This is a genomic window from Azospirillum sp. INR13 (assembly GCF_015390205.1).
Taxonomy (GTDB): domain Bacteria; phylum Pseudomonadota; class Alphaproteobacteria; order Azospirillales; family Azospirillaceae; genus Azospirillum.
This window is the reverse complement of the sequence record NZ_VUOI01000020.1, coordinates 19,113-40,566: the sequence shown is the minus strand read 5'-3', so window position 1 is coordinate 40,566 and position 21,454 is coordinate 19,113. Positions and strand designations below refer to the sequence as shown.

At 64.9% G+C, this 21,454-nt stretch carries 14 protein-coding genes and 1 pseudogene; 8 read left to right on the top strand and 7 right to left on the bottom strand.

Annotation, left to right across the window (positions count from 1 at the left end; translation table 11 throughout):
* Positions 1–768: 768 nt before the first annotated feature.
* Together F1643_RS15000 and F1643_RS14995 are read left to right on the top strand one after the other, a co-directional pair.
* Entirely contained in the window at positions 769–1,800 is a 1,032-nt protein-coding gene (locus F1643_RS15000) for an agmatine/peptidylarginine deiminase (RefSeq protein WP_194913991.1), read from the top strand.
* A 116-nt stretch (positions 1,801–1,916) separates the two neighbouring features.
* Positions 1,917–3,830, top strand: a complete 1,914-nt coding sequence (locus F1643_RS14995; RefSeq protein ID WP_194913990.1) for an AI-2E family transporter — start codon at positions 1,917–1,919, stop codon at positions 3,828–3,830.
* 37 nt (positions 3,831–3,867) lie between these two features.
* Here F1643_RS14995 and F1643_RS14990 read toward each other — a convergent pair whose 3' ends face one another.
* The 5 genes from F1643_RS14990 to F1643_RS14970 are packed head-to-tail and all read right to left on the bottom strand — an operon-like array spanning position 3,868 to position 8,362.
* On the bottom strand, positions 3,868–4,668 hold the full coding sequence (locus F1643_RS14990; protein ID WP_194913989.1) for a GGDEF domain-containing protein: 801 nt from the start codon (positions 4,666–4,668) through the stop codon (positions 3,868–3,870).
* Positions 4,665–5,600 carry a sensor histidine kinase KdpD gene (locus F1643_RS14985; protein ID WP_194913988.1) on the bottom strand — a complete coding sequence of 312 codons (936 nt, stop codon included), beginning with the start codon at positions 5,598–5,600 and terminating at the stop codon, positions 4,665–4,667. The genes F1643_RS14990 and F1643_RS14985 overlap by 4 nt, the downstream gene beginning before the upstream one ends.
* A 38-nt stretch (positions 5,601–5,638) precedes the next feature.
* On the bottom strand, positions 5,639–6,013 hold the full coding sequence (gene siaC / locus F1643_RS14980) for a biofilm regulation phosphoprotein SiaC (protein ID WP_194913987.1): 375 nt from the start codon (positions 6,011–6,013) through the stop codon (positions 5,639–5,641).
* Positions 6,014–6,033: 20 nt separating this feature from the next.
* On the bottom strand, positions 6,034–6,579 hold the full coding sequence (locus F1643_RS14975; protein WP_194913986.1) for a SiaB family protein kinase: 546 nt from the start codon (positions 6,577–6,579) through the stop codon (positions 6,034–6,036).
* 19 nt (positions 6,580–6,598) lie between these two features.
* Positions 6,599–8,362, bottom strand: a complete 1,764-nt coding sequence (locus tag F1643_RS14970; protein WP_255542833.1) for a SpoIIE family protein phosphatase — start codon at positions 8,360–8,362, stop codon at positions 6,599–6,601.
* Positions 8,363–8,823: 461 nt separating this feature from the next.
* Here F1643_RS14970 and F1643_RS14965 point away from each other — a divergent pair, with 461 nt between their 5' ends.
* The 6 genes from F1643_RS14965 (at position 8,824) to F1643_RS14940 (ending at position 17,036) form a co-directional block, all read left to right on the top strand.
* Positions 8,824–9,642 (top strand): ABC transporter substrate-binding protein, encoded by an 819-nt coding sequence (locus F1643_RS14965; protein ID WP_255542832.1) that lies wholly within the window; start codon positions 8,824–8,826, stop codon positions 9,640–9,642.
* Between the two features lie 118 nt (positions 9,643–9,760).
* Entirely contained in the window at positions 9,761–10,513 is a 753-nt protein-coding gene (locus F1643_RS14960; protein ID WP_194913985.1) for a response regulator transcription factor, read from the top strand.
* A 104-nt stretch (positions 10,514–10,617) separates the two neighbouring features.
* The gene (gene polA, locus F1643_RS14955) at positions 10,618–13,524 is read left to right on the top strand and encodes a DNA polymerase I (RefSeq protein ID WP_194913983.1); all 2,907 of its coding nucleotides are present in this window, start codon (positions 10,618–10,620) and stop codon (positions 13,522–13,524) included.
* Between the two features lie 395 nt (positions 13,525–13,919).
* Complete coding sequence (locus F1643_RS14950; protein WP_194913981.1) at positions 13,920–14,486, top strand: SLATT domain-containing protein; 567 nt, start codon at positions 13,920–13,922, stop codon at positions 14,484–14,486.
* A 5-nt stretch (positions 14,487–14,491) separates the two neighbouring features.
* Positions 14,492–15,814: a reverse transcriptase domain-containing protein gene (locus F1643_RS14945; protein ID WP_194913980.1), complete on the top strand. Its 1,323-nt coding sequence runs from the start codon at positions 14,492–14,494 to the stop codon at positions 15,812–15,814.
* Between the two features lie 271 nt (positions 15,815–16,085).
* Positions 16,086–17,036 carry a serine hydrolase gene (locus F1643_RS14940; RefSeq protein ID WP_194913979.1) on the top strand — a complete coding sequence of 317 codons (951 nt, stop codon included), beginning with the start codon at positions 16,086–16,088 and terminating at the stop codon, positions 17,034–17,036.
* A gap of 19 nt (positions 17,037–17,055) precedes the next feature.
* On the opposite strand, the pseudogene F1643_RS14935 reads toward F1643_RS14940, so the two are convergent.
* Positions 17,056–20,240 (bottom strand): annotated as a pseudogene (locus F1643_RS14935) (efflux RND transporter permease subunit).
* A gap of 24 nt (positions 20,241–20,264) precedes the next feature.
* Positions 20,265–21,449: an efflux RND transporter periplasmic adaptor subunit gene (locus tag F1643_RS14930; RefSeq protein ID WP_194913978.1), complete on the bottom strand. Its 1,185-nt coding sequence runs from the start codon at positions 21,447–21,449 to the stop codon at positions 20,265–20,267.
* Between the last annotated feature and the right edge of the window lie 5 nt (positions 21,450–21,454).

Genomic DNA, 21,454 nt, shown 5'->3' with positions numbered 1-21,454 from the left:
CATTGGCTTTCGTGTGGGGCACCGCTTCCGAATCCTTGGAAAGGTCTCTCCGCATTGACGCAGGGTTTGCCACGGATGCCGTGCGGAAGGTGTGGCTCGATCTGCCCAAACTGCTCCACCGTCGCCCGGAACTGACGGTTGCTCGTCGCAAGCCCCTTTTCAGGTGGGGGAAACACAATGGTTCCATCCCAGAACGGTCTCTTTGGCGGTCCGAACCCTAAGCAGGGCTTCCGAGCTCCGCTCACGAATGGCTGGACCCGGAAAATTTGCTGAGTCGTTGAGCCATGGGTCCGCAAGCTCTCCCATCCGCGCGCGGCAGACCCGTGCCGCTACGGATGGCAATTGCCCGTTTCTTTTGCTATGTTGATGCCATCGTCAACAGCGAAAGAGGCTGTGCCATGCGCGCGCTCCTGTGGTTCCCTTTGTTGAGGCTCGGATTCTTCAATCCTGTTTCCACTGCTTATTCGACCACCCGTACGGTTACCGCCCGTCGCGCCCTGCGCCCGCCGTCCGGCCGCTGACCGCGCCCTTGCCGGCTCCCTCTCCCGGCATGCCGACGCGACACCTCGATCGCGTCCTTTGAGAAGTTCCTCTGCCATAAGGCCAAGTGCCAGCTGCGGTGGATGCGATTGCCAAACGCGCGCTCCCGTGGTTAGGGTGGATTGGGATGAAAAACGTCCCGGTCCCACGTGGTTCGCCGACCATCCTATTGGTGTTGCGGCTGCGAAGGGCAGGCTGGGACTTTTAAAAGCGTAGAGGGATCGACGCATGACGACACCGAACGCCCCGGCGCCGACGGGTCAAGGCTTCCACATGCCCGGCGAATGGGCTCGCCACAGCGGTTGCTGGATGGCGTGGCCGTGCCGGCCGGAAACCTGGCCGGAGGGCGCATTCGACGCGGCATGCGACGCCTACGCCGAGGTCGCGCAGGCCATTTCCCGGTTCGAGCCGGTGACGATGGTCTGCGACCCGGCGGATGTGGCCGAAGCCTCGCTCGCCTGCGGTCCCGGCGTCCAGATCCTGCCGCTGCCGATCAGCGATTCCTGGATTCGCGATACCGGTCCCAGCTTCGTCGTCGACGGCAAGGGCGGGTTGGCCGGCGTCCATTGGGGCTTCAACGCCTGGGGCGGCAATTACGACGGCTGCGACAAGGACCGGCAGGTCGGCCGCCTGATCCTCGACCACCTCAAGCTCCCCTGCTTTCCCGCCCCGCTGGTGATGGAGGGCGGCTCGTTCCATGTGGACGGGGAGGGGACGCTGATCACCACCGAACAATGCCTTCTGAACCCCAACCGCAATCCCGGCCTGTCGAAGGAGGAGATCGAGCGGAACCTGAAGGACCATCTCGGCATCGAGACGGTCATCTGGCTGGGCGAGGGCTATCAGGACGACGAGACCGACGGCCATATCGACGAGATCGCGCTGTTCGTGCGTCCCGGCGTGGTGATGGCGATCACCACCGACGATCCCGGCGACCCCAATTTCAAGATCTTCCAGGACAACCTCGACCGGCTGAAGCGCGCCCGCGATGCCAAGGGCCGCGAACTGGAGGTCATCCCGATCCAGCAGCCCGCACGCCGCGACATGAATGGCGTGCGTCTGACCCTGTCCTACACCAACCTCTACATCGCCAACGGCGGCATCGTCATGCCCGCCTTCGAGGATCCGGCCGACGACGAGGCCTACCGCGTCGTCCGCAAGGCCTTCCCCGACCGCGAGGTGGTGCAGATCGCCGCCATGGACATCGTGCGCGGCGGCGGCGGCATCCACTGCATCACCCAGCAGCAGCCGCTTCCCTGACGGCGGGTTCCTGACGGCGCTTTCCTCTCCGCCTCCGCCATTGGGCGGGCGAGGGAACGCGTCGGTATGGCCGGTGTTCCTGTGGGGCATTCTCCCTTCCGGAAAGCCCGACGATCATGGCCGAGGACACCGCCCGCCGGCTGCAGGCACGCCCCATCGCGGTGACCAAGGCCGCTCCTCCCGCCTCTACCCAGACGATCCTGCTGATCATCACGCTGATCGTGGTGACGCTCTATCTGGCGGCGGACATCCTGATACCGATCGCGCTGGCGGTGCTGCTCGGCTTCGTGCTGACGCCCATCGTCAGCCGGCTGGAGCGCTGGCATCTGGGACGGGTGCCGTCGGTGCTGGCGGTGGTGGTCCTGCTGTTCATGGCCATCATCGGCTTCGGCGCGGTGGTGGGTAGCCAACTCGGCGATCTGGCGGAGAATCTGCCGACCTACCAGCGCAACATCCACACCAAGATCCAGACCCTGCGCACCGCCACCTCGTCGTCCGGGGACCGCGGCGCGCTGAAGCAGGCGACCGACGCCTTCCGCGACCTTCAGCAGGAGTTGGAAAAGGCGACTGCCGGCGAGCAGCCGGCGCCACCCGCGGCCGGTGCCGCTCCGGCCGCGCCACCATCCGGCACGACCTCCGGCACGACCACCAGCCCGCCGCGCCGGGAGCCGGTGCCGGTTCGCCTCGACCAATCCGATGCCGGCGTCTTCGACCTCGTCCAACGGGTCCTCGGCCCGGCGATGACGCCGATTGCCATGGCCGGCCTGGTTCTGGTCTTCACCATTTTCATGCTGTTGCAGCGCGAGGATTTGCGCGACCGCCTGATCCGGCTGGTCGGGTCCGGCGACCTCAGCCGCACCACGGAGGCGATGAACGATGCGGGCGAGCGGGTCAGCCGCTATCTGCTGATGCAGGTGGTGGTCAATGTCACCTACGGCATTCCGATCGGCATCGGCCTGTGGCTGCTCGGCGTGCCGAATCCTCTGCTTTGGGGGCTGCTGGCGACGGTGCTGCGCTTCATCCCCTTCCTGGGGCCGGTGATCGCCTCGGCCTTTCCCATCCTGCTGTCCTTCGCGGTCGACACCGGTTGGACCCTGCCGCTGCTGTGCATCGCACTGTTCGTGGCGGTGGAGCTGTTTTCCAACAATGTGGTGGAGCCCTGGCTCTACGGGACGGCGACCGGCCTGTCCTCCCTCGCCATCATCGTCGCGGCGGTGGTGTGGACGACCTTGTGGGGTCCGGTCGGCCTTCTGTTGGCGACGCCGCTGACCGTCTGCCTCGTGGTGCTGGGCCGCCACGTGCCGCAGCTGCATTTCCTGGAGGTGATGCTGGGCGACCGCCCCGTCCTGCCCGACGAGGCGAAGGTTTACCAGCGCCTGCTGGCCCGCGATCCCGTCGAGGCGACCGAGATCGCGGAGGAACGGCTCGGCAAGGGAACCCCGGTGGAAATGGCGGACGGCTTGCTGCTGCCCGCCTTGTCGCTGGCCGAGCAGGACCGCCAGCGCGGGACCCTGAACCTGGAGGGCCGTCAGGCGGTGGCGGACGGGATGGCGAGCCTGCTGGACGAACTGTCCGAAACCGGCACTCTGCCGGAGGATGCGCCACGGGTGCTCTGCATCGGCGCCCGCAACAACCTGGACGAGGCGGCGGCCGGGCTGCTCGCCTATCTGCTGACCGGCCGCGGCATCCGCACCGATGTGATCCCGTGCGAGAAGGTATCCGCCCGCGCCATCGCCAGCCTCGGCACCGCGGGCATCGACGCGGTGGTTCTGTCCTCCCTCAACCCCTCGTCGCTCGGTCATTCGCGCCGGCTGCTGCGCCGGCTGCGCCTGCATTTCGGCCCCCGCGTGCCGATCCTGCTCTGCCTGTGGAGTGCTCACCCCGAAGCCGAAGTCCCGGAACGCGCCAGCGCCGAGACCGATGCCAACCTGGTCGCCACCGGGATGGCCGGCGCCCTGGCGGAACTGGAGGACCTGCAAATCGGCGTTACGGCGCCGGTAGCCGCCGAGCCGCAGGTGGATGCGGAGTGAGAAAGGGCGGATCGAGAAAGGCCGGCATCACGGTAGCTTATGCCGCCGTGGCCCACCTGTTTCGTCCGGCGCGCTTGGCGATGTAGAGCGCATCGTCGGCGGCCTGGATGCAGTCGTCGGCGGTCCGCCCCGGCCGATAGGCGGCCACGCCCAGGCTGAGCGTGACGGCGATGCTGTGCCCCTGATGTGCGATGGGTTGGTGGGCGATCAGCCCGCGCAGCTTTTCCGCCACTGCTTCCGCCTGCACCTGATCGGTGTCCGGCAGAAGGATCAGGAATTCCTCGCCGCCCCAGCGGGCGCACAGATCATGCCCGCGCAGGTTCCGGCGCAACAGACCTGCGGCCTCCACCAGCACGTGATCGCCCGCGGCATGGCCGAAGGCGTCGTTGACCTCCTTGAAATGGTCGATGTCCAGCATGATCAGGGCGAAGCCGCCGCTATTGCTACCGCTGCCGCTACCGCCGCCAATCCGGCCGACGCGGCACAGCTCGGCTTCCAGGCGGTCGACCATATGGCGGCGGTTGGGCAACTCGGTCAGCGGATCGGTCTGGGCGGCTGCGTGCAGCGCCTGGGCCATCTGCCGCGTGTCGGTCTGCATGCGGTCGCTGATCTTGGCGATTTTCGTCAGCTGGCGCATCAGCTTCAGGTGTTCGTCCGCCAGGGCGCGAAATTCGGTCATCAGCGGGTGGGCGGCATAATCCTCGTTCTCGGCGAGGCGGGCGAGCCAGTCCTGGAGCTTCTGTTCCTGCAGCATCATCCCCACCGTTCCCCGCCGCAGTGCCCAGCGCCTGGGCAGGCCCGTTACCCTCGCGTCACCGGACTTCGCGCCGCCGCTCATGACGCCGGCTCCGTCATGTGCGGCTCCGCCACGGGCGGCTCCGTCGCAACCGCAGCCGAAGCCGCCTGAGTGGGAGCGGTGCGGGCGAGCGGCAGGCGGACCGTGAAGGCGGCACCTTGACCCAGCTGGCTCGCCACCGCGATCCCGCCGCCGTGGGTCTCCACGATGCAGCGGGCGAGATGGAGCCCCAGCCCGGCGCCGGTGGTGCCGGCGGCGTTGGACGCCCGGAAATACTTGTCGAACAGCCGCGCCGCGTCGGCCGCATTGACGCCGATTCCCTCGTCCGCCACCCGCACCGTCACCTGCCCCTCGCCGGTGGAGAGGTCGAGGCGGATCGTCCCTCCCTTCGGCGAGTACTTCACAGCGTTTTCCAGCAGGTTGGAAAACACAACGGTCAAAAGGTCGCGGTCGCCGGGAATCGGCACCGGGCGATCGACGCCCTGCAGTTCGAACCTGTGGCCGGCCGCCGACGCCCCCATGTCCCTCACCAGCCCCGTCAGCATGGCGGCGAGGTCGAAGGCCATCGGCCGGGCGGCGGCGGTTCCCAGCCGTTCATCGGTCAGGCAGCGCTCGATCAGGTGAAGCATCCGCTGCACCGCGTTGCGGATCTTTCCCACCCGCGGCATTGCCGAGACCGGCAGCTTCGGTTCCAGTTCCAGCAATTGCGAGGCGCTGTCGATGATGGCCAGCGGCGTGCGGAACTCGTGGCTGACCATCAGAACGAACTGGCGCTGCTGGAGCGCCATCTCCTTGGTTTCGGTCTGCAGCCGGTCGCTGATCTTGGCGATCTTGCGGAACTGGTGCAACAGCTTGCCATGCCGTTCCGCCAGCTTCTGGAATTCCGCCAGCAGGGGATTGTCGGCATTGGCCGGATCCTGGGCCAGCCGCTCGATCCACTGACGAAGCTCCTGTTCCTGCGACCGCATCGTCATCTCGGGTGCTCAGTTCATTTCGGCTGATGGACGTGTCATCAATGGGCGAGGATCTCGAAGGGCAGGGAGACGTCTTCCGCGAACTCCTCCGCCATGTCGAGAGCGCGGTCGTTGTCGCTGTCGTAATGCCAGCGCACCGATACGGTCCGGCCCTTCTGATGGGCAAGGTCCAGCATCTCCAGCACGTCGATCATGCATTTGATGCTGCTGGTGTTGAGATAGCTCAGCCCGATGTCCAGCACCACTGCCGGCGCCGGTTCCTTCAAATACTCCTCCAGCCAGCTGAACACCGGCGCATAGAAATCGAAGGAGTTTTCCGGGTAGGACTCCCCCTCGATGCGCAGGAGCCCGGCCGCCGGATCGAAATCGATCAGGGGCGAGCAGGAGGTTGCCTCGATCCGCAGACTGTCCATTATGCGTGTTCCGTGATTTCTTATAGCTGGACTTCAAGGCTGAAGAAGAAATAGCGCTCGTCGACCGCGCGCAGCGAATATTCCAGCGGCCTGGTGGCCTTGCGCGCCATGTCGATCAGGCCCAGGCCGGCGCCGCTGGCGCCCGCTTCGCGCGGCTTGCGCGACTGTTCCTTGTAGGCGGCCTTCAGCCCCGCCTTGTCCAGGCCGCGCATCTTCTCCAGCATCGCCGACAGGTCGGGAACGTCGTCCGCCTCGACCAGATTGCCGGAGCTGACGACGTAATGTTCGTCCTCCTTGCCGATCACGACGATGCCGCTGTTGGCGGGGATCGGCCGGCCCAGCGCTTCGCGGGACGCGGTATAGTTGCGGACATTCTGTGCCTGCTCCACATAGACGGAGAAGACGTCCATGATCGCCGATTTCTCGATCTGCTCATTTTCAAGGTGGTTGCGGACCGCCTTGCCCAGCTCTTCGATGACGCTGTGGCTGAAGGGTCCGCTGAAGCAGATCAGCAGCTTCTGCCGTGACAGCAGCTCCTGCAGGTTGAAGAGTTCGTTGCCTTTCATCGTACTTTGACGACCTGCCTTACGGGTGGATGAACTGGGGGGAGGGGCCGGCGGCCCTGGAAGCCGCTGCGGCCAATTCCGGCGACGGCGAGAAGCCGATCAGCGTGATGTCGTCGCGCTGGGCGCGGTCGCCCTGGTGGTCGGCCAGAGCCTGCGCGAAGGCGGCCTTGCGGTCTGCCATGGGGATGCCTTCGTGTTCCAGCAGCATGGCGTTGAAGCGCCGGTTGCCGAACCCGAAACCGCGGGCACCGCCGGCCTGGTCGAGGAATCCGTCGGTGGTCAGGTAGAAGCTGCGGCCCCGCGCCAGTTCCACGCGGTGGGTGGTGAAGCGGTGACCGATGTCCGACCGGCGGTAGCCCAGGCTTTGGGCGTCGCCCTTCACCTCGCTGACCGATGCGGTGCCGCCGACCTGGTCATCGACCCCTTGGGTATCGACCCCTTGGGTATCGACGATGTGCAGCCCGATCCGGCCGCCGGCGAACAGCAGGTCACCGCGGTCCGGCCGCACCAGGCAGAGCCCGATGTCCAGCCCGTTGTCGAAGCGCGGGTTGTCCCGCCCGCGGGCCAGCGCCGAGCGCACCATGCGGTTCAGCCGGCCCAGGATCGCCGCGGGGTCGCTGTCGGGCGTGTCGGAGAGCACATGGTCGAGGATGGCCGACACCGTCATCGTCATGAAGGCGCCCGGCACGCCGTGGCCGGAACAGTCGGCGACACCGATCAGGAAGCGGCCGTCCTCCAACTCGCGGAAGATGTGGAAATCGCCGCCCACGACGTCGCGCGGGCGCCACAGCACGCAGACACCGTCCAGCCGCCGCGCCATCTCGCGCTCGTCCGGCAGGATGGCCGACTGCAGCAGGCTGGCATACTGGATGCTGTCCATGACCTGACGGTTCACCACGGCCAGCTGTTCGTTGGACTGCCGCAGCTCCTCCGTCCGTTCGGCGACGCGCTGTTCCAGCCGTTCGGTATAGTCGTGGACGGTTTCCGCCATGTGGTTGAAGGCGACGGTCAGCTGACCGATCTCGTCGGCGCGGCGGTTGCGCAGCCGGACCCGGTAGTCGCCGGCCGCGATGGCGCCGGCCGAGCGGGTCAGCCGGGCGAGCGGCGCCAGCACCAGCCGGTTCAGCAGGATGCTGATCATGCCGATGACGGCCAGCAGCGAGAAGAAGACCAGCCCGGCCATCGGGGCCAGCGCGGTCATGGTGGCGCTTTCCGCCTCTTCCAGCGAATAGGTCAGGCGCAGCAGGCCGACCATGGTGCGCTCGCCGCCGCTGCCGGAGATTGCGATCTGCCGTTCGACGGTCGTCAGCTCTGCCCGCCCGGCGGGACGTTCCAGCGCCACCAGCGGCTCGCCATGGCCGCCGCGGCCGCCCGATGCCGCCCACACCTTGACGCTGCGCACCGCGGCATCCTCGGCCATCAGGCCGCGGATCATCCCTTCCACCGCGCGGGTGTCGAACTCCCACACCGCCTGGCCCATGGCCGAGGCCTGGAGCGTGCCGACCAGCATGGCGCGGTGTGTCACCGCCTCGCGCTGCTGGCGGCCGACCAGGACGGACGAAACGCCCATCGCGACCATTCCGACCAGCAGGGTGCAGCCGACGATCATCAGGATGACGCGGGTCAGCAGCGACGATCCGCCGACGCGGGCGGCGTCCTCATCCGTGCCGCGGGGGCCGGAGCCGCGAAGCGTATAGGATTCGGTGTCGTCCCATCCCGTGACGCTCATCCACATCCTCCTGACCCGGCCGGCCGGGGCGCGTTCGTTCATGACGGTCTTCATGGCAGCCCCGGTCCGGTCGACCGGGGCTGCGGTAGTCCCACGCCCATCAGTAAATCCACCCCTGCGTGCAACGCGCCGACAGTCATCGAAAGGGCCGGCGGGCATGATGCGTGTGGCGGATGAGCCTATCCATAGCACGATCGTTTTAGCCAGTCGTGAAATAACATTCGGCAATGGCTCGCTTCATTGTCGGAAAGCCCAGGAAAATGGGAACGACCGGCAACCGGGGGCGACCAATGTCGTCCAATTGCAACGAACTGTAACGGACATCGACCGAATAGTGGTTGGGTGGGGCGAAGCCGTTGCCCGGAATGGGATTTTCGGTGGACGGCCGCACAGTTGCCCATGCTACCTTCCCGCCCGCCGCTTCCCGGCCCGCCGCTTCCCGGCCCGCCGCTTCCCGGCCCGCCGCATCCCGGCAGGACGGTCGCGGCCTGTACCGCAATGGTGGAGGGCGAAGGATGGCGTTCGGTGTTCGTGCATTCGGTGCCGCAGGGATCTTTTCCGCCACGCTCGCCGCAGCCCTTCATATGGCGGCGTCACCCGCCGCGGCCCGTCCGGTGACGGTGCTGGCGCCGGAACTTCCGCCGATGATGACCGTCGACGGCACCGGGCGGGAGGCCTCCATCATCGCCGAGACGCTGGCGGCCTGCGGGCATGAGGCGCGCTTCAAGGTCGTACCGTTCGGCCGCCATTGGAACGACTTCCGCGACGGCGCCCAGGTCGACGCCGTCACCACCGTGCCGGCCGGCATGGAGATGCCGGGCGCGCGCTCCGCCCCCTACATCCTGTACCAGAACGGCGCGTCGGTTCTGAAGAGCAGTGGCCTGACCGTGAAGTCGCTGGCCGATCTCGCGGGCAAGCGGGTGATCACCTTCTCCGGCGCGCCCGATGTCCTGCCCGGCCTGCGGGCTGCGATCCCGAGCTTCGGCGACTTCCGCGAGCGCGCCGACCAGATGGTGCATTCCAACCTGCTGTTCGCCGGCCGGGTCGACGCGGTTCTTGCCGACGGCCTGATCTTCGCCGAATACAACCGCCAGCTTCAGGACAAGGCGAAGGCCGGCGGCGGTCTGCCCTTCGACCCGGCCCAGCCGGTGCAGTTCACCGCCATCTTTCCGCCGACACCCTACAGCATGGTATTCCGCGACGAGTCGCTGCGCGGCGACTTCGACCGCTGCCTTGCGGAGCTGAAGGGGAGGGGCCGGATCGACGCCATCGACAAGGCCGCGGTCGAGCGCTACTCCGCTACCGTGGGCGACCAATACCTATCCCTTAGGTAAGGCTGTGGAACCGATCTTGCGCGATGCCGGTTTGGTCCGGTCGAACGGATTGGGTTTGCGTAACCCGATTGGGTGTTTAATATAACCTCATACGAATGTGAATGGGGGCATAGGCGTCGTGGCCCGGATCATTGTGGTCGAAGACGAAGCCGACCTTCGTGACGATCTCGTCGAATATCTCGACCGCTCCGGTTTCGAGGTGCGGGGGGCGTCGCGTGGTGCGGAACTGGACCGGCTGCTCGAAAGCGCTCCGGCCGACGTCATCGTTCTCGACATCAACCTGCCCGATGAGGATGGATTCTCGGTCGCGCGGCGCATCCGCGCCTCGTCCCATGCCGCCATCATCATGCTGACGGCGCGGTCCAGCCTGATCGACCGGGTCATCGGGCTGGAACTGGGCGCCGACGTCTATCTGGTCAAGCCGGTCGATTTCCGCGAGGTCGAGGCGCAGGTCAAGGCTCTGATGCGCCGGATGCAGAAGGGAGCCGCCCCGCTGGCAGCACCCGAGCCGCCGTCCGCCGCACCGGCCGCCGCGCCCGACGCGCGCAAGGCCTGGGTGTTCGACGACATCGAATGGCGCATCCAGCCGCCGACCGGCGCCGCGGTGCCGCTGACCGCGACCGAGTACAAGTTCCTCTCCCTGCTGGTCACCGCCCCCGGCGAGCCGGTGACCCGGCAGGACATCTCCGTGGCGCTGACGGGGCGCGACTGGGATCCCTACAGCCGCTCCATCGATTCGCTGGTCCGCCGCCTGCGCATCAAGGTGGAGGAGCGCAGCGGCTGCGCCCTGCCGGTCCAGGCGGTGCACGGCGTCGGATACGCCTTCGTCGGCCCCGTGGTCAGCAGCGTGGCCGAGGACAGCACGCCCTGATGCCCGGGGCCTGATCCCCGCTCCCGGATATCCGGTCTCGGCACTCGACTCACGGGCCTCCTTCGGCGATGGTAGCGCCCGCAAGGAAGGGACGAGAGACCATCATGACCGACGCCACCGCTGCCTCCCAGAACGACGCCGCCGGGCTCCCCGCCGCCTCCAACGGTGACGGCAGCGGGCTGTATCTGGTCGACGGCTCCGGCTTCATCTTCCGCGCCTTCCATGCGCTGCCGATGCTGACGCGGCCGGACGGCACGCCGGTGAACGCGGTGCTGGGCTTCTCCAACATGCTGCTGAAGCTGCTGGCCGACGCCAGGGCGGAAGCCGTGGCGGTCGTCTTCGACAGCAAGCGTCTGAATTTCCGCAACGAGTTCTATCCCGACTACAAGGCTCACCGCCCGGAACCGCCGGAGGAGCTGAAGCCCCAGTTCGCCCTGATCCGCGAGGCGACGGAGGCCTTCTGCCTGCCCTGCCTGGAACTGGAGGGCTTCGAGGCCGACGACCTGATCGCCACCTACGCCCGTCTGGCGCAGGAGGCCGGTCGCCCGGTCACCATCGTGTCGTCGGACAAGGACCTGATGCAGCTGGTCCGCCCCGGCGTCGGCATGTTCGACCCGATGAAGAACAAGGCCATCGGCCCCGACGAGGTGTTCGAGAAGTTCGGCGTGCCACCGGAGAAGGTGGTGGACGTCCAGGCGCTGGCCGGCGACAGCGTCGACAACGTCCCCGGCGTGCCCGGCATCGGCGTGAAGACCGCCGCCCAGCTGATCACCGAATATGGCGACCTGGAAGCGCTGCTGGCCAATGCGGAGAAGATCAAGCAGCCGGCCCGCCGCCAGAAGCTGATCGAGTTCGCCGAGCAGGCCCGAATCTCCCGCCGTCTGGTCCTGCTGGACGAGAACGTGCCGCCGCCCAAGCCCCTGGACGAGCTGCGCGTGCGCGAGCCCGATCACCAGCGCCTGATCGACTTCCTGAAGGCCCAGGGTTTCCGCACGATCGTCTCGCGCGTCGAGATGGAGATGCAGAAGGACGGCCGCATCGCCGACGGCGCCGGCGGTGGGCTCCCGTCCCCCGGTTCGGTGCCCACGCCCGCCGCGAAGTCCCCCGCGCCCACCGATACACCGGCTGACGAAGGCCACCCGGCCCGCAAGACGGTGCTGAATGTGCCGGAGGTGCGCTACGAGCTGGTGCAGGATGCCGACGCGCTGCGCCGCTGGGTCGAGCGGGCGCGGGAGACCGGCGTGCTGGCGGTGGATACCGAGACCGACAGCCTGACCCCGGCCACCGCCACGCTGGTCGGCGTGTCGCTGTCGACCGAGCCCGGCATCGCCTGCTACATCCCGCTGGCCCATGGCGCGTCCGCCGCCGCCGCCGGGCAGCTGGACTTCGACGCCCCGCCGCCGCCGGTGCAGATCCCGACGGCCGAGGCGATGGCGATCCTGAAGGACGTGCTGGAAGACCCGTCGGTCCTGAAGATCGGCCACAACTTCAAGTTCGACCACCAGCTGTTCGCCCGCAACGGCATCGCGGTGTCGCCGGTGGACGACAGCATGCTGATCTCCTACGTGCTGGACGGCGGCGCCCACGGCCACGGCATGGACGAGCTGGCGGAGATGCATCTCGCCTACACGCCGATCCCCTTCAAGGAGGTCTGCGGCACCGGCAAGAACCAGATCACCTTCGACCGCGTGCCGCTGGACAAGGCGCTGGCCTATGCCGCGGAGGACGCAGACATCACGCTGCGCCTGTGGACTCTGCTGAAGCCGCGGCTGGTCGACGACCGCATGGTCACCGTCTATGAGACGCTGGACCGCCCGCTGGTCCCGGTGGTGGCGGACATGGAACGGGCCGGCGTGCGCATCGACAAGAAGGCGCTGTCCGACCTGTCGCAGAGCCTGTCCGTCCGCCTCGCCGAGATCGAGAAGGACGTCCACGCCCTTGCCGGCCAGAGCTTCAACATCGGCTCGCCCAAGCAACTGGGCGAGATCCTGTTCGACAATCTCAAGCTCGGCACCGGCAAGAAGGGCAAGACCGGTGCCTATTCCACCGACAGCAGCGTGCTGGAGGAGCTGTCGGAGCAGGGCCACACCATCGCCCAGCGCGTTCTGGACTGGCGCCAGCTCGCCAAGCTGAAGAGCACCTACACCGACGCGCTGCAGGAGAAGATCTCCCCCGTCACCGGCCGGGTCCACACCGCCTTCGCGCTGGCGGCGACCAACACCGGCCGCCTGTCCTCCACCGATCCCAACCTGCAGAACATCCCGGTCCGGACGGAGGAGGGCAAGAAGATCCGCCGCGCCTTCGTCGCCTCACCCGGTTACAAGCTGCTGAGCGTCGACTACTCGCAGATTGAGCTGCGTCTGGTGGCGGAGATGGCGAACATCCAGGCGCTGAAGGACGCCTTCCGCGACGGGCTGGACATTCACGCCGCCACCGCCGCCCAGGTGTTCGGCATCCCGCTGGATCAGATGACGCCGGACATCCGCCGCAAGGCCAAGGCGATCAACTTCGGCATCATCTACGGCATTTCCGGCTTCGGCCTGGGCCGCCAGCTGGGCATCGCGCCCGGCGAGGCCAACGCCTTCATCAAGACCTATCTGGAGCGCTTCCACGAGCTGAAGGTGTGGATGGAGTCGATCAAGAGCTTCGCCCGCCAGCACGGCTATGTGGTGACGCTGTTCGGCCGCCGCTGCTACATGCCCGGCATCCAGGACAAGAACGCCGCCCGCCGCGCCTTCGCCGAGCGCCAGGCCATCAACGCCCCCATCCAGGGCACCGCCGCCGACATCATGAAGCGCGCCATGAACCGCATGCCCGCAGCCTTGGCGGCAGCGGGGAGCAGCGCGCGGATGCTGCTGCAGGTGCACGACGAACTGCTGTTCGAGGTGCCGGAAGCGGAGGCCGAGGACGCGGCGCGCATCGTGCGCGGGGTGATGGAGGGCGCCGCGCATCTCGGCGTGCCGCTGGTGGCGGAGGCGGGGATCGGGGACAATTGGGAGGAGGCGCATTGAGGGTGGCCACGTCTCAGATAACTGAACGGCTTCGATCCATCGTTTAGCTTTTAGACTTGGCTTTCATCGGAAGTGTACACAAAACAGAGTACTCTTACGCAGTGTACGCCATATTACACGGACCGTATGGAGGGAACAGGAAAGCCGGAGGTGATGGGTATCTATCCCCATGGCGATTGGAATATCTGTTGTCGTGCTCGCGAACCACTTGCGCCATCATACCTCTAACGATAGGATAAGAGAGTGCGGGCGGAGCAGTATCAGAGCGATGCTGCTGGCTCTCTTTTTTGAGGGCCTTGCTTAGTGACCAGGGGAAACTCTAGCCTATGCGCTTTCCTTTTTAGGAAATAGCTATTCAGTAATTTGCGCCCGCACTTTTCTTAAAAAGGTGTGAGATGACGGCTCTCTATGATCGCATATGGATAACATCAAAAACAAGAATGATCTCCGAGAGGAGGTATTTATCATATGACCTTGCTGCTCATTTAATGATAAATACACTCTCTGCGGTTATGTTGCTTGCGTCAATATATCCGCAGGAGATTGGATCAATCATTCCGGGGTTTTCAAAAATAAATGTCGCATGTTCTATTCTGTTGTTTGCAATATCATTGATAGTTTACGGTTTCAAGTTTGGCGAAAAGGCGGCGCGGCATAGGGAATGCTATCTAAAACTACAAGATCTAATTGAGCACGAGATGCCTCATCATCAAATGGCTGAAAAATATAGCGCGATAATGGAATGCTACCCCAATCACGCCAGCAGAGATTACTTTGATCTAATATTTGAGCGTTGCAACGTGCAGAATAACCCTATATGTTCTCCAGGGACAGAGAATAAGATAATCCCAAGCAAATCAATAGTATGCATCTACTTTCTAAGAAGGGCAGCTTTTCTTGGTTTTTGTTATGCACTTCCTATCGGAACTCTGGCAATTTCTATCCTCTCTCTCGTCGGCTGAACAATATGGCAAAGCCTTATAAGATATTCCTCCAAAAATTTCGTGAAGATAATCTCCGTGCGCTGTTTAAGGAAAAAGTTTCGCAGACACGTGCGATTGGAAGGGATGGTACACATGTCAGCCAATTTGCTGATCGCCAATTAGACGAGCTATCACTAATTGCAAGAAAAGTTTCTGATGGTACTTATAAGTTTACACGCTACCGCGAAAAGCTGATTTCTAAGGGTCCGTTTAAAGCTCCCAGACTGCTCTCGATTCCAACTGTCCGTGATCGGCTCACATTGAGAGCACTTTGTGAGTTTCTTGCTGAAGTATACCCAGAAGCTATTACTCAAAAGCCTCATGCATATGTAAAAAGCATACAGGAGAATCTTGCTAAAAATGACGTAGATGCTGCTTTCCTGAGGGTTGATGTTCGGGATTATTATCCATCGATCAATATTGAACTTCTTATAAAGTTGATAAAAAAGAGGGTCAGGAAAGTCGAGGCGATATCTCTCATTGAAAGTGCGCTGAGAACACCTACGATTAAGTTTTCCGTCGGGGGAGTTCCGCAAGGACTTAGTATCTCTAATATCCTTGCGAATATATATCTTTTGGAGATTGATGATTGTCTCAGAAAAAGCTACACCTATTATAGGTACGTTGATGATATTTTAATAATATGTAAGTCAACAACACATGCGCAAGAAGCGTTCAACGAGGTTAAGTGGCGGCTTAAGCATCAGCGCCATCTGCAATGTCATGAACTAGGTGATGGTAGTAAATCCTGCATTGCGAATGTTATTGATGGGGTAGACTATCTCGGGTTTCGATTAAAGAAAAACAGAATTTCGGTAAGAGATTCTTCATTGAAGAAAATGATAAATAGCATAATATCAATGTTTTCTAAATACAGAGGAAAGAGGAATGATCAAAAGCTTATTTGGTTGTTAAATCTGAGGATAACAGGTTGCCGATTTCAAGGAGAAAAATATGGATGGATGTATTTCTTCCTTCAGTCGGATGATACCAGCCAACTCTCCAGACTCGACAGATTTGTCGCAAGATTTATGGAAAAAAAGGGCAAAAGCGAATTGCTTGGAAGGCAAAAGACGTTTATTAAAACTTATCACGAGCTTCGATATAACGGCAAGATGAGCAAGTATATTCCGAACTTCGACGAAATTGGCATTAATGATATGGTGGATGTGTTGTCTCAGCTGTCAGGAAAAACAAAGTTTGAAATAGGAAAAATGGATGACAATTCTATCAGGTCGCAGTTCTTTAGCTTGATAAAAAAGGAGGTGGCTGTTTTGGAGCGCGATGTCCTCGAGTCATTTTCGTAAGCTAATGGATCGTCTAGGAGTTCTTGGGGATTCACAGAAGCGCTGCTTACCCTCTTAGGCAAGTCTCTGAGTCTAGTGTAAATTATTTAGAGTTCACATAGTCAAAAGGGTAGTCGCATGCATGCGCGCAGACAGGGCAGACCGGACCGCTTCTCGCCTTGGTTTGGACGCTTGCCCCATTTGACCTTGGCCGTGGCAATTATGCTCAGCGTCACGGCCACCCCCGCCCACGCCGACCGCCTGCAGCGCCTCCTCGACCGCTTCATCGTCGATGAGGAACTCGACGGCGGCATCCTGCTGGTGTCTGGGGCCGGACCTCCGGCGGGTCGTCGTCTCCGGCATCGCCGACCGGCGGGGCGAGCGGCCGGTGACGGAGGAGACGCGCTTCTACGTCGCCTCCGTCGGCAAGATGGCGACCGCCGCCGCCGTGATGCAGCAGGTGGAGGAGGGGCTGCTCTCGCTCGATCGGCCGGTGCGGGAATTGGCGCCGGACTTGCCACTGGGCAAGGTCGCCAATGCCAACCGGGCGCGGCTGGTCCATCTGCTCGACCACAGCTCGGGCATTCCCGATTACATCACCGATGCCTATGAAGAGGACGAGGCGGCCAAGCCGGAACGGCTGCCGCGCAGCGGCGCTCTGCTCGCCTATGCGGCGGGGGAGGAGGCGACCGGGCCGGTCGGCGGGCATTACGAGTATTCCAACAGCAACTATGTCCTGCTCGGCCACATCGCGGCTCTGCGCGACGGCGTTCCCTTCGCGCAGGTGCTGCGGAGCCGGGTGATCGAGCGGGCCGGGATGGGCTCGACCACCGTGGGCGCCGATCCGCGCGACCGCAGCCTTGCCCATGGCTATACCGAGGAGGGGGACGTCAGCCGCCGGTCCTGGGCGGCGACCACCGGCGACGGGCCGCTGGTCACCACCGCCGGCGATCTGGAACGCTTCGTCTTCGCCCTGTTCCGCGACAACCGGCTGCTGAAGCCCGAGACGGTCCGGCGGATGATGACCCCGTCGGAGAACGAGGAGGGGCAGGGGCTGGGCGTCGCGCTGTCGAAGGACCGCTGGGGGCGTAGCGTCGGCCATGACGGCCGCTATGACGGGTTCGAGGCCGATGTCCGCTATTACCCCGGCCGCCGCACCGCGCTGATCTTCCTGACGAACGGCATCCAGCAGAGCGACGAGGCCCTGCTGGATGCCGTGGCGGAGGAAGTCTTTAGACGTTGAACAATAGGGCGGCGAGCGGTCAGTGGTGCGTCACCGCGCCCGCCGGGGTGGAGGGGATGTCCGCCGACCGCTCCGCCTTCGCGCCGGCCAGCCGGCGCAGCAGGACGTAGAAGACCGGGGTCAGCACCAGACCGAACAGGGTGACGCCGATCATGCCGGCGAACACCGCCACACCCATGGCGTGCCGCATCTCCGACCCGGCGCCGGTGGAGGTCACCAGCGGCACCACGCCCATGATGAAGGCGATGGAGGTCATCAGGATCGGGCGCAGGCGCAGGCGGCTGGCCTCGATGGCGGCCTGGACGGTGCTGCGGCCCTGCTCCTCCAGTTCGCGGGCGAACTCGACGATCAGGATGGCGTTCTTGGCGGACAGGCCGACCAGGACCATGAAGCCGATCTGGGTGAAGATGTTGTTGTCGCCGCCGGTGATCCACACGCCGGCCAGCGCCGACATCAGGCTCATCGGCACGATCATCAGGATCGCCAGCGCAGGGTCAGGCTCTCGTACTGCGCCGCCAGCACCAGGAAGACCAGAAGGATGCTGATCGGGAACACCCACAGCGCGGAGTTGCCGGCCAGGATCTGCTGATAGGTCAGGTCGGTCCACTCGAACCGCACGCCGCGCGGCAGGGTCTCCGCCGCGATGCGCTCGGCCGCCGCCTGCGCCTGGCCGGAGGAGAAGCCGGGCGCCGGCCCGCCGTTGATGTCGGCGGCGGTGTAGCCGTTGTAGCGCACCACCATCTCCGGCCCGTAGCTGGGCGCCACCCGCACCAGCGAGGACAAGGGCACCATGTCGCCGCGGTCGTTGCGGGTCTTCAGGAGGCCGATGTCGCCGGATTCCGCCCGGAACGGGGCGTCCGCCTGCACCCGCACCTGGTAGACGCGGCCGAAGCTGTTGAAGTCGTTGACGTAGAGCGAACCCAGATAGATCTGCATGGTGTCGAACACCTCGCCGACCGACACGCCCTGCTGCTTGGCCTTCACCCGGTCGAGATCGACGTCCAACTGCGGCACGTTGATCTGGTAGCTGGAGAAGGTCGGCCCCAGCTCCGGCGTCTGCATCGCCTTGGTGACGAAGGCGTTGACCGCCGCGTTCAGCGCCTCGTAGCCCAGCGCACCGCGGTCCTCCAACTGCATCTTGAAACCGCCGAGCGTGCCGAGGCCCATCACCGGCGGCGGTGGGAAGATGGCGACGAAGGCCTCCTTCAGGCCGGCATAGCGCTTCTGCAGGGTGCCGGCGATGGCATCGGCCGACAGGCTGGCGTCGCCGCGCTCGGCGAAGGGCTTCAGCGTGACGAAGACGATGCCGGCGCTGGAGCTGTTGGTGAAGCCGTTGACCGACAGGCCGGGGAAGGCGACGGCGCTCTGCACGCCCGGTTGCTTGAGGGCGATGTCGGTCATCTCGCGGATCACCGCCTCGGTGCGGTCGAGCGAGGCGCCGTTGGGAAGCTGGGCGAAGCTGATCAGGTATTCCTTGTCCTGGGCCGGGACGAAGCCCATCGGCACCGCGCGGCCGAGCAGGACGGTGGCGCCCAGCAGCAGCACATAGACCAGCATCATCATGCCCTTGTGCCGCACCACCCCGCCGACGCCGCGGCCATAGCCGGTGGAGGCGCGGTGGAACACCCGGTTGAACAGGCGGAAGAAGCCGCCGAACACCCGGTTCATGGCACGGGTCAGCCAATCCTGCGGCTGGTCATGGCCGCGCAGCAGCACCGCCGACAGGGCCGGCGACAGGGTCAGCGAGTTGAAGGCGGAGATGACGGTGGAGATCGCGATGGTCATCGCGAACTGCTTGTAGAACTCGCCCGACAGGCCGGTCATGGCCGCCAGCGGCACGAAGACGGCGACCAGGGTCAGCGCGATGGCGATGATCGGCCCGCTGACCTCCCGCATCGCCTTGTAGGTGGCTTCCTTGGCCGACAGGCCGGACTCGATGTTGCGTTCGACATTCTCGACCACGACGATGGCGTCGTCCACCACGATGCCGATGGCCAGCACCATGCCGAACAGAGACAGCGCGTTGATCGAATAGCCCAGCAGAAGCATGAGGGAGAAGGTGCCGACGATCGACACCGGCACGGCCAGCAGCGGGATGATCGAGGCCCGCCAGGTCTGCAGGAAGACGATCACCACCAGAACCACCAGGGCGACCGCCTCCAGCAGGGTGTGGATCACCGCCTCGATGCTCGACCGCACGAACTGGGTGGGGTCGTAGACGATGCTGAAATCGACGCCGTCGGGCATGTCGGCCTTCAGCTCCGCCATCGTCGCCCGGACATTGTCGGCGATGTTCAGCGCGTTGGCGCCCGGCGCCTGATTGATCGCCAGCGCCACCGCCGGCTTGTTGTCCAGCAGAGAGCGCAGGCCGTACTGCGCCGCCGCCAGCTCCACCCGCGCCACGTCGCGCAGGTAGGTGACGCCGCCGTCCTTGCCGATCTTCAGGACGATGCCGGCGAACTCGTCCACCGTCTTCAAGCGGCCCTGCGCGTTGATCGACAGCTGCAGCGGCGTTGTCGGCAGGCTGGGCGAGGCGCCGATGACGCCGGCCGCGACCTGGACATTCTGCTCGCGGATCGCCGCCACCACGTCGGACGCGGTCAGGCCGCGTTCCGCCACCCTGTTGGGGTCGAGCCAGACGCGCATGGAATAGTCGCCGGCACCCCAGACCTGCACCTCGCCGACGCCCTGGATTCGGCTGATCCGGTCCTTGACGTTCAGGATGGCGTAGTTGCGCAGGTAGGTCATGTCGTAGCGGTCGTTGGGCGACAGCAGATGCACGACCATGGTCAGCGTCGGCGAACTCTTCACCGTCGTCACGCCCAGCCGCTGCACATCCTCCGGCAGGCGGGGCAGGGCTTGGGAAACGCGGTTCTGCACCAGCTGCTGCGCCTTGTCCGGGTCGGTGCCGAGCCGGAAGGTGACGGTCAGCGCCATGTTGCCGTCGCTGTTGGCCTGCGACTGCATGTACAGCATGTTCTCGACGCCGTTGATCTGCTCCTCAAGCGGCGCGGCGACGGTCTCGGCGATGACCTTGGGGTTGGCGCCCGGATATTGCGCCCGGACGACGACGGAGGGCGGGACCACCTCCGGATATTCCGAGATCGGCAGCTGGAACAGCGAGATCGCACCCGCCAGGAACAGCGCCACGGACAGGACGCCCGCGAAGATCGGGCGGTCGATGAAGAATTTCGAGATGTTCATGACGGCTCTCCCGGCGGGCGTGGATTACGGCGCCGTGGATGCGGTGCGGATGGGCTCCGGCGTGCCGTTCATCGCGACCGTGCGCGGGCTGACGCGGCTGCCGGGGCGGGCATGCTGCAGGCCGTTGACGACGATGCGCTCGCCGGGCTCAAGCCCGCTCTTCACCACCCGCAAGCCGGCCTGATGGGCACCGGTGACGATGGCGCGGTAGGCGACGGTGCCGTCCTCCGCCACCACCAGGACGAACTTCTTGTCCTGGTCGGTGCCGATGGAGCGGTCGTCCACCATCAGCGCATCGTGCGGTTTGCTGCCGCCGACCTTGATGCGGGCGTAGAGGCCGGGGACCAGCAGCCCGTCGGCATTGTCGAAGCGGGCGCGCACGCGGATGGTGCCGGACGCCGCGTCCATGCGGTTGTCGACATGCTCCACCGCGCCGTCGCGGGAATAGCCGTCTTCGTTGGCGAGACCCAGCTGCACCGGCACGCCGGACGCGTCCTTCACCCCGGCGATGTGGGTGAGGTAGGTCTGCTCATCCACGTCGAAGGAGGCGTAGATCGGCGAGACCGAGACCAGCGTGGTCAGCGGCGCCGCTGCGGCCCCGGCCGCCACCACGTTGCCGACCGTCACCTCGGCGCGCGACACGCGGCCGGAGACCGGGGCGCGGACCTGGCTGTGCTCAAGGTCGATGCGGGCGATCTCCAGCGCCGCCTGGGCCGCCTTCAGGTTGGCGGCGGCGGAGCGGGCCTCGTTCTCCTTGCTCTCCAGCGACTGGCGGGAAATGGTGTCGTCGCGGACCAGACGCTGAGCGCGCTCCAGGTCGGAGGCGGTGAAGCGGACGCGGGCCTGGGCGGCGGCGACCTGCGCCTCCTGCCGGGCGACCTCCGCCGCGAAGGGGCGCGGATCGATGGTGAACAGCACGTCGCCCTGGCGGACCAATGCGCCGTTGCGGAAATGCACGGCGGTGATGGCGCCGGCCACCTGGGGCCGCACGTCCACCCGCTCCACCGCTTCGAGGCGGCCGGAATAGGACTGCCAGTCGGTGATCTTGCGCACCACGACGGGGGCGACGTCCACCTCCGGCGGGGGCGGGGCGGCTGCCGCGGTCTGCGGGGCGTCGGCATGGCCCTGGCTGACGACGATGCCGGCGGCCCCCGCCGCGGCGACCCCGGCGATCAGGAGAAGGGCGAACTTGGAGCGTGACTTGGTCATGGGGT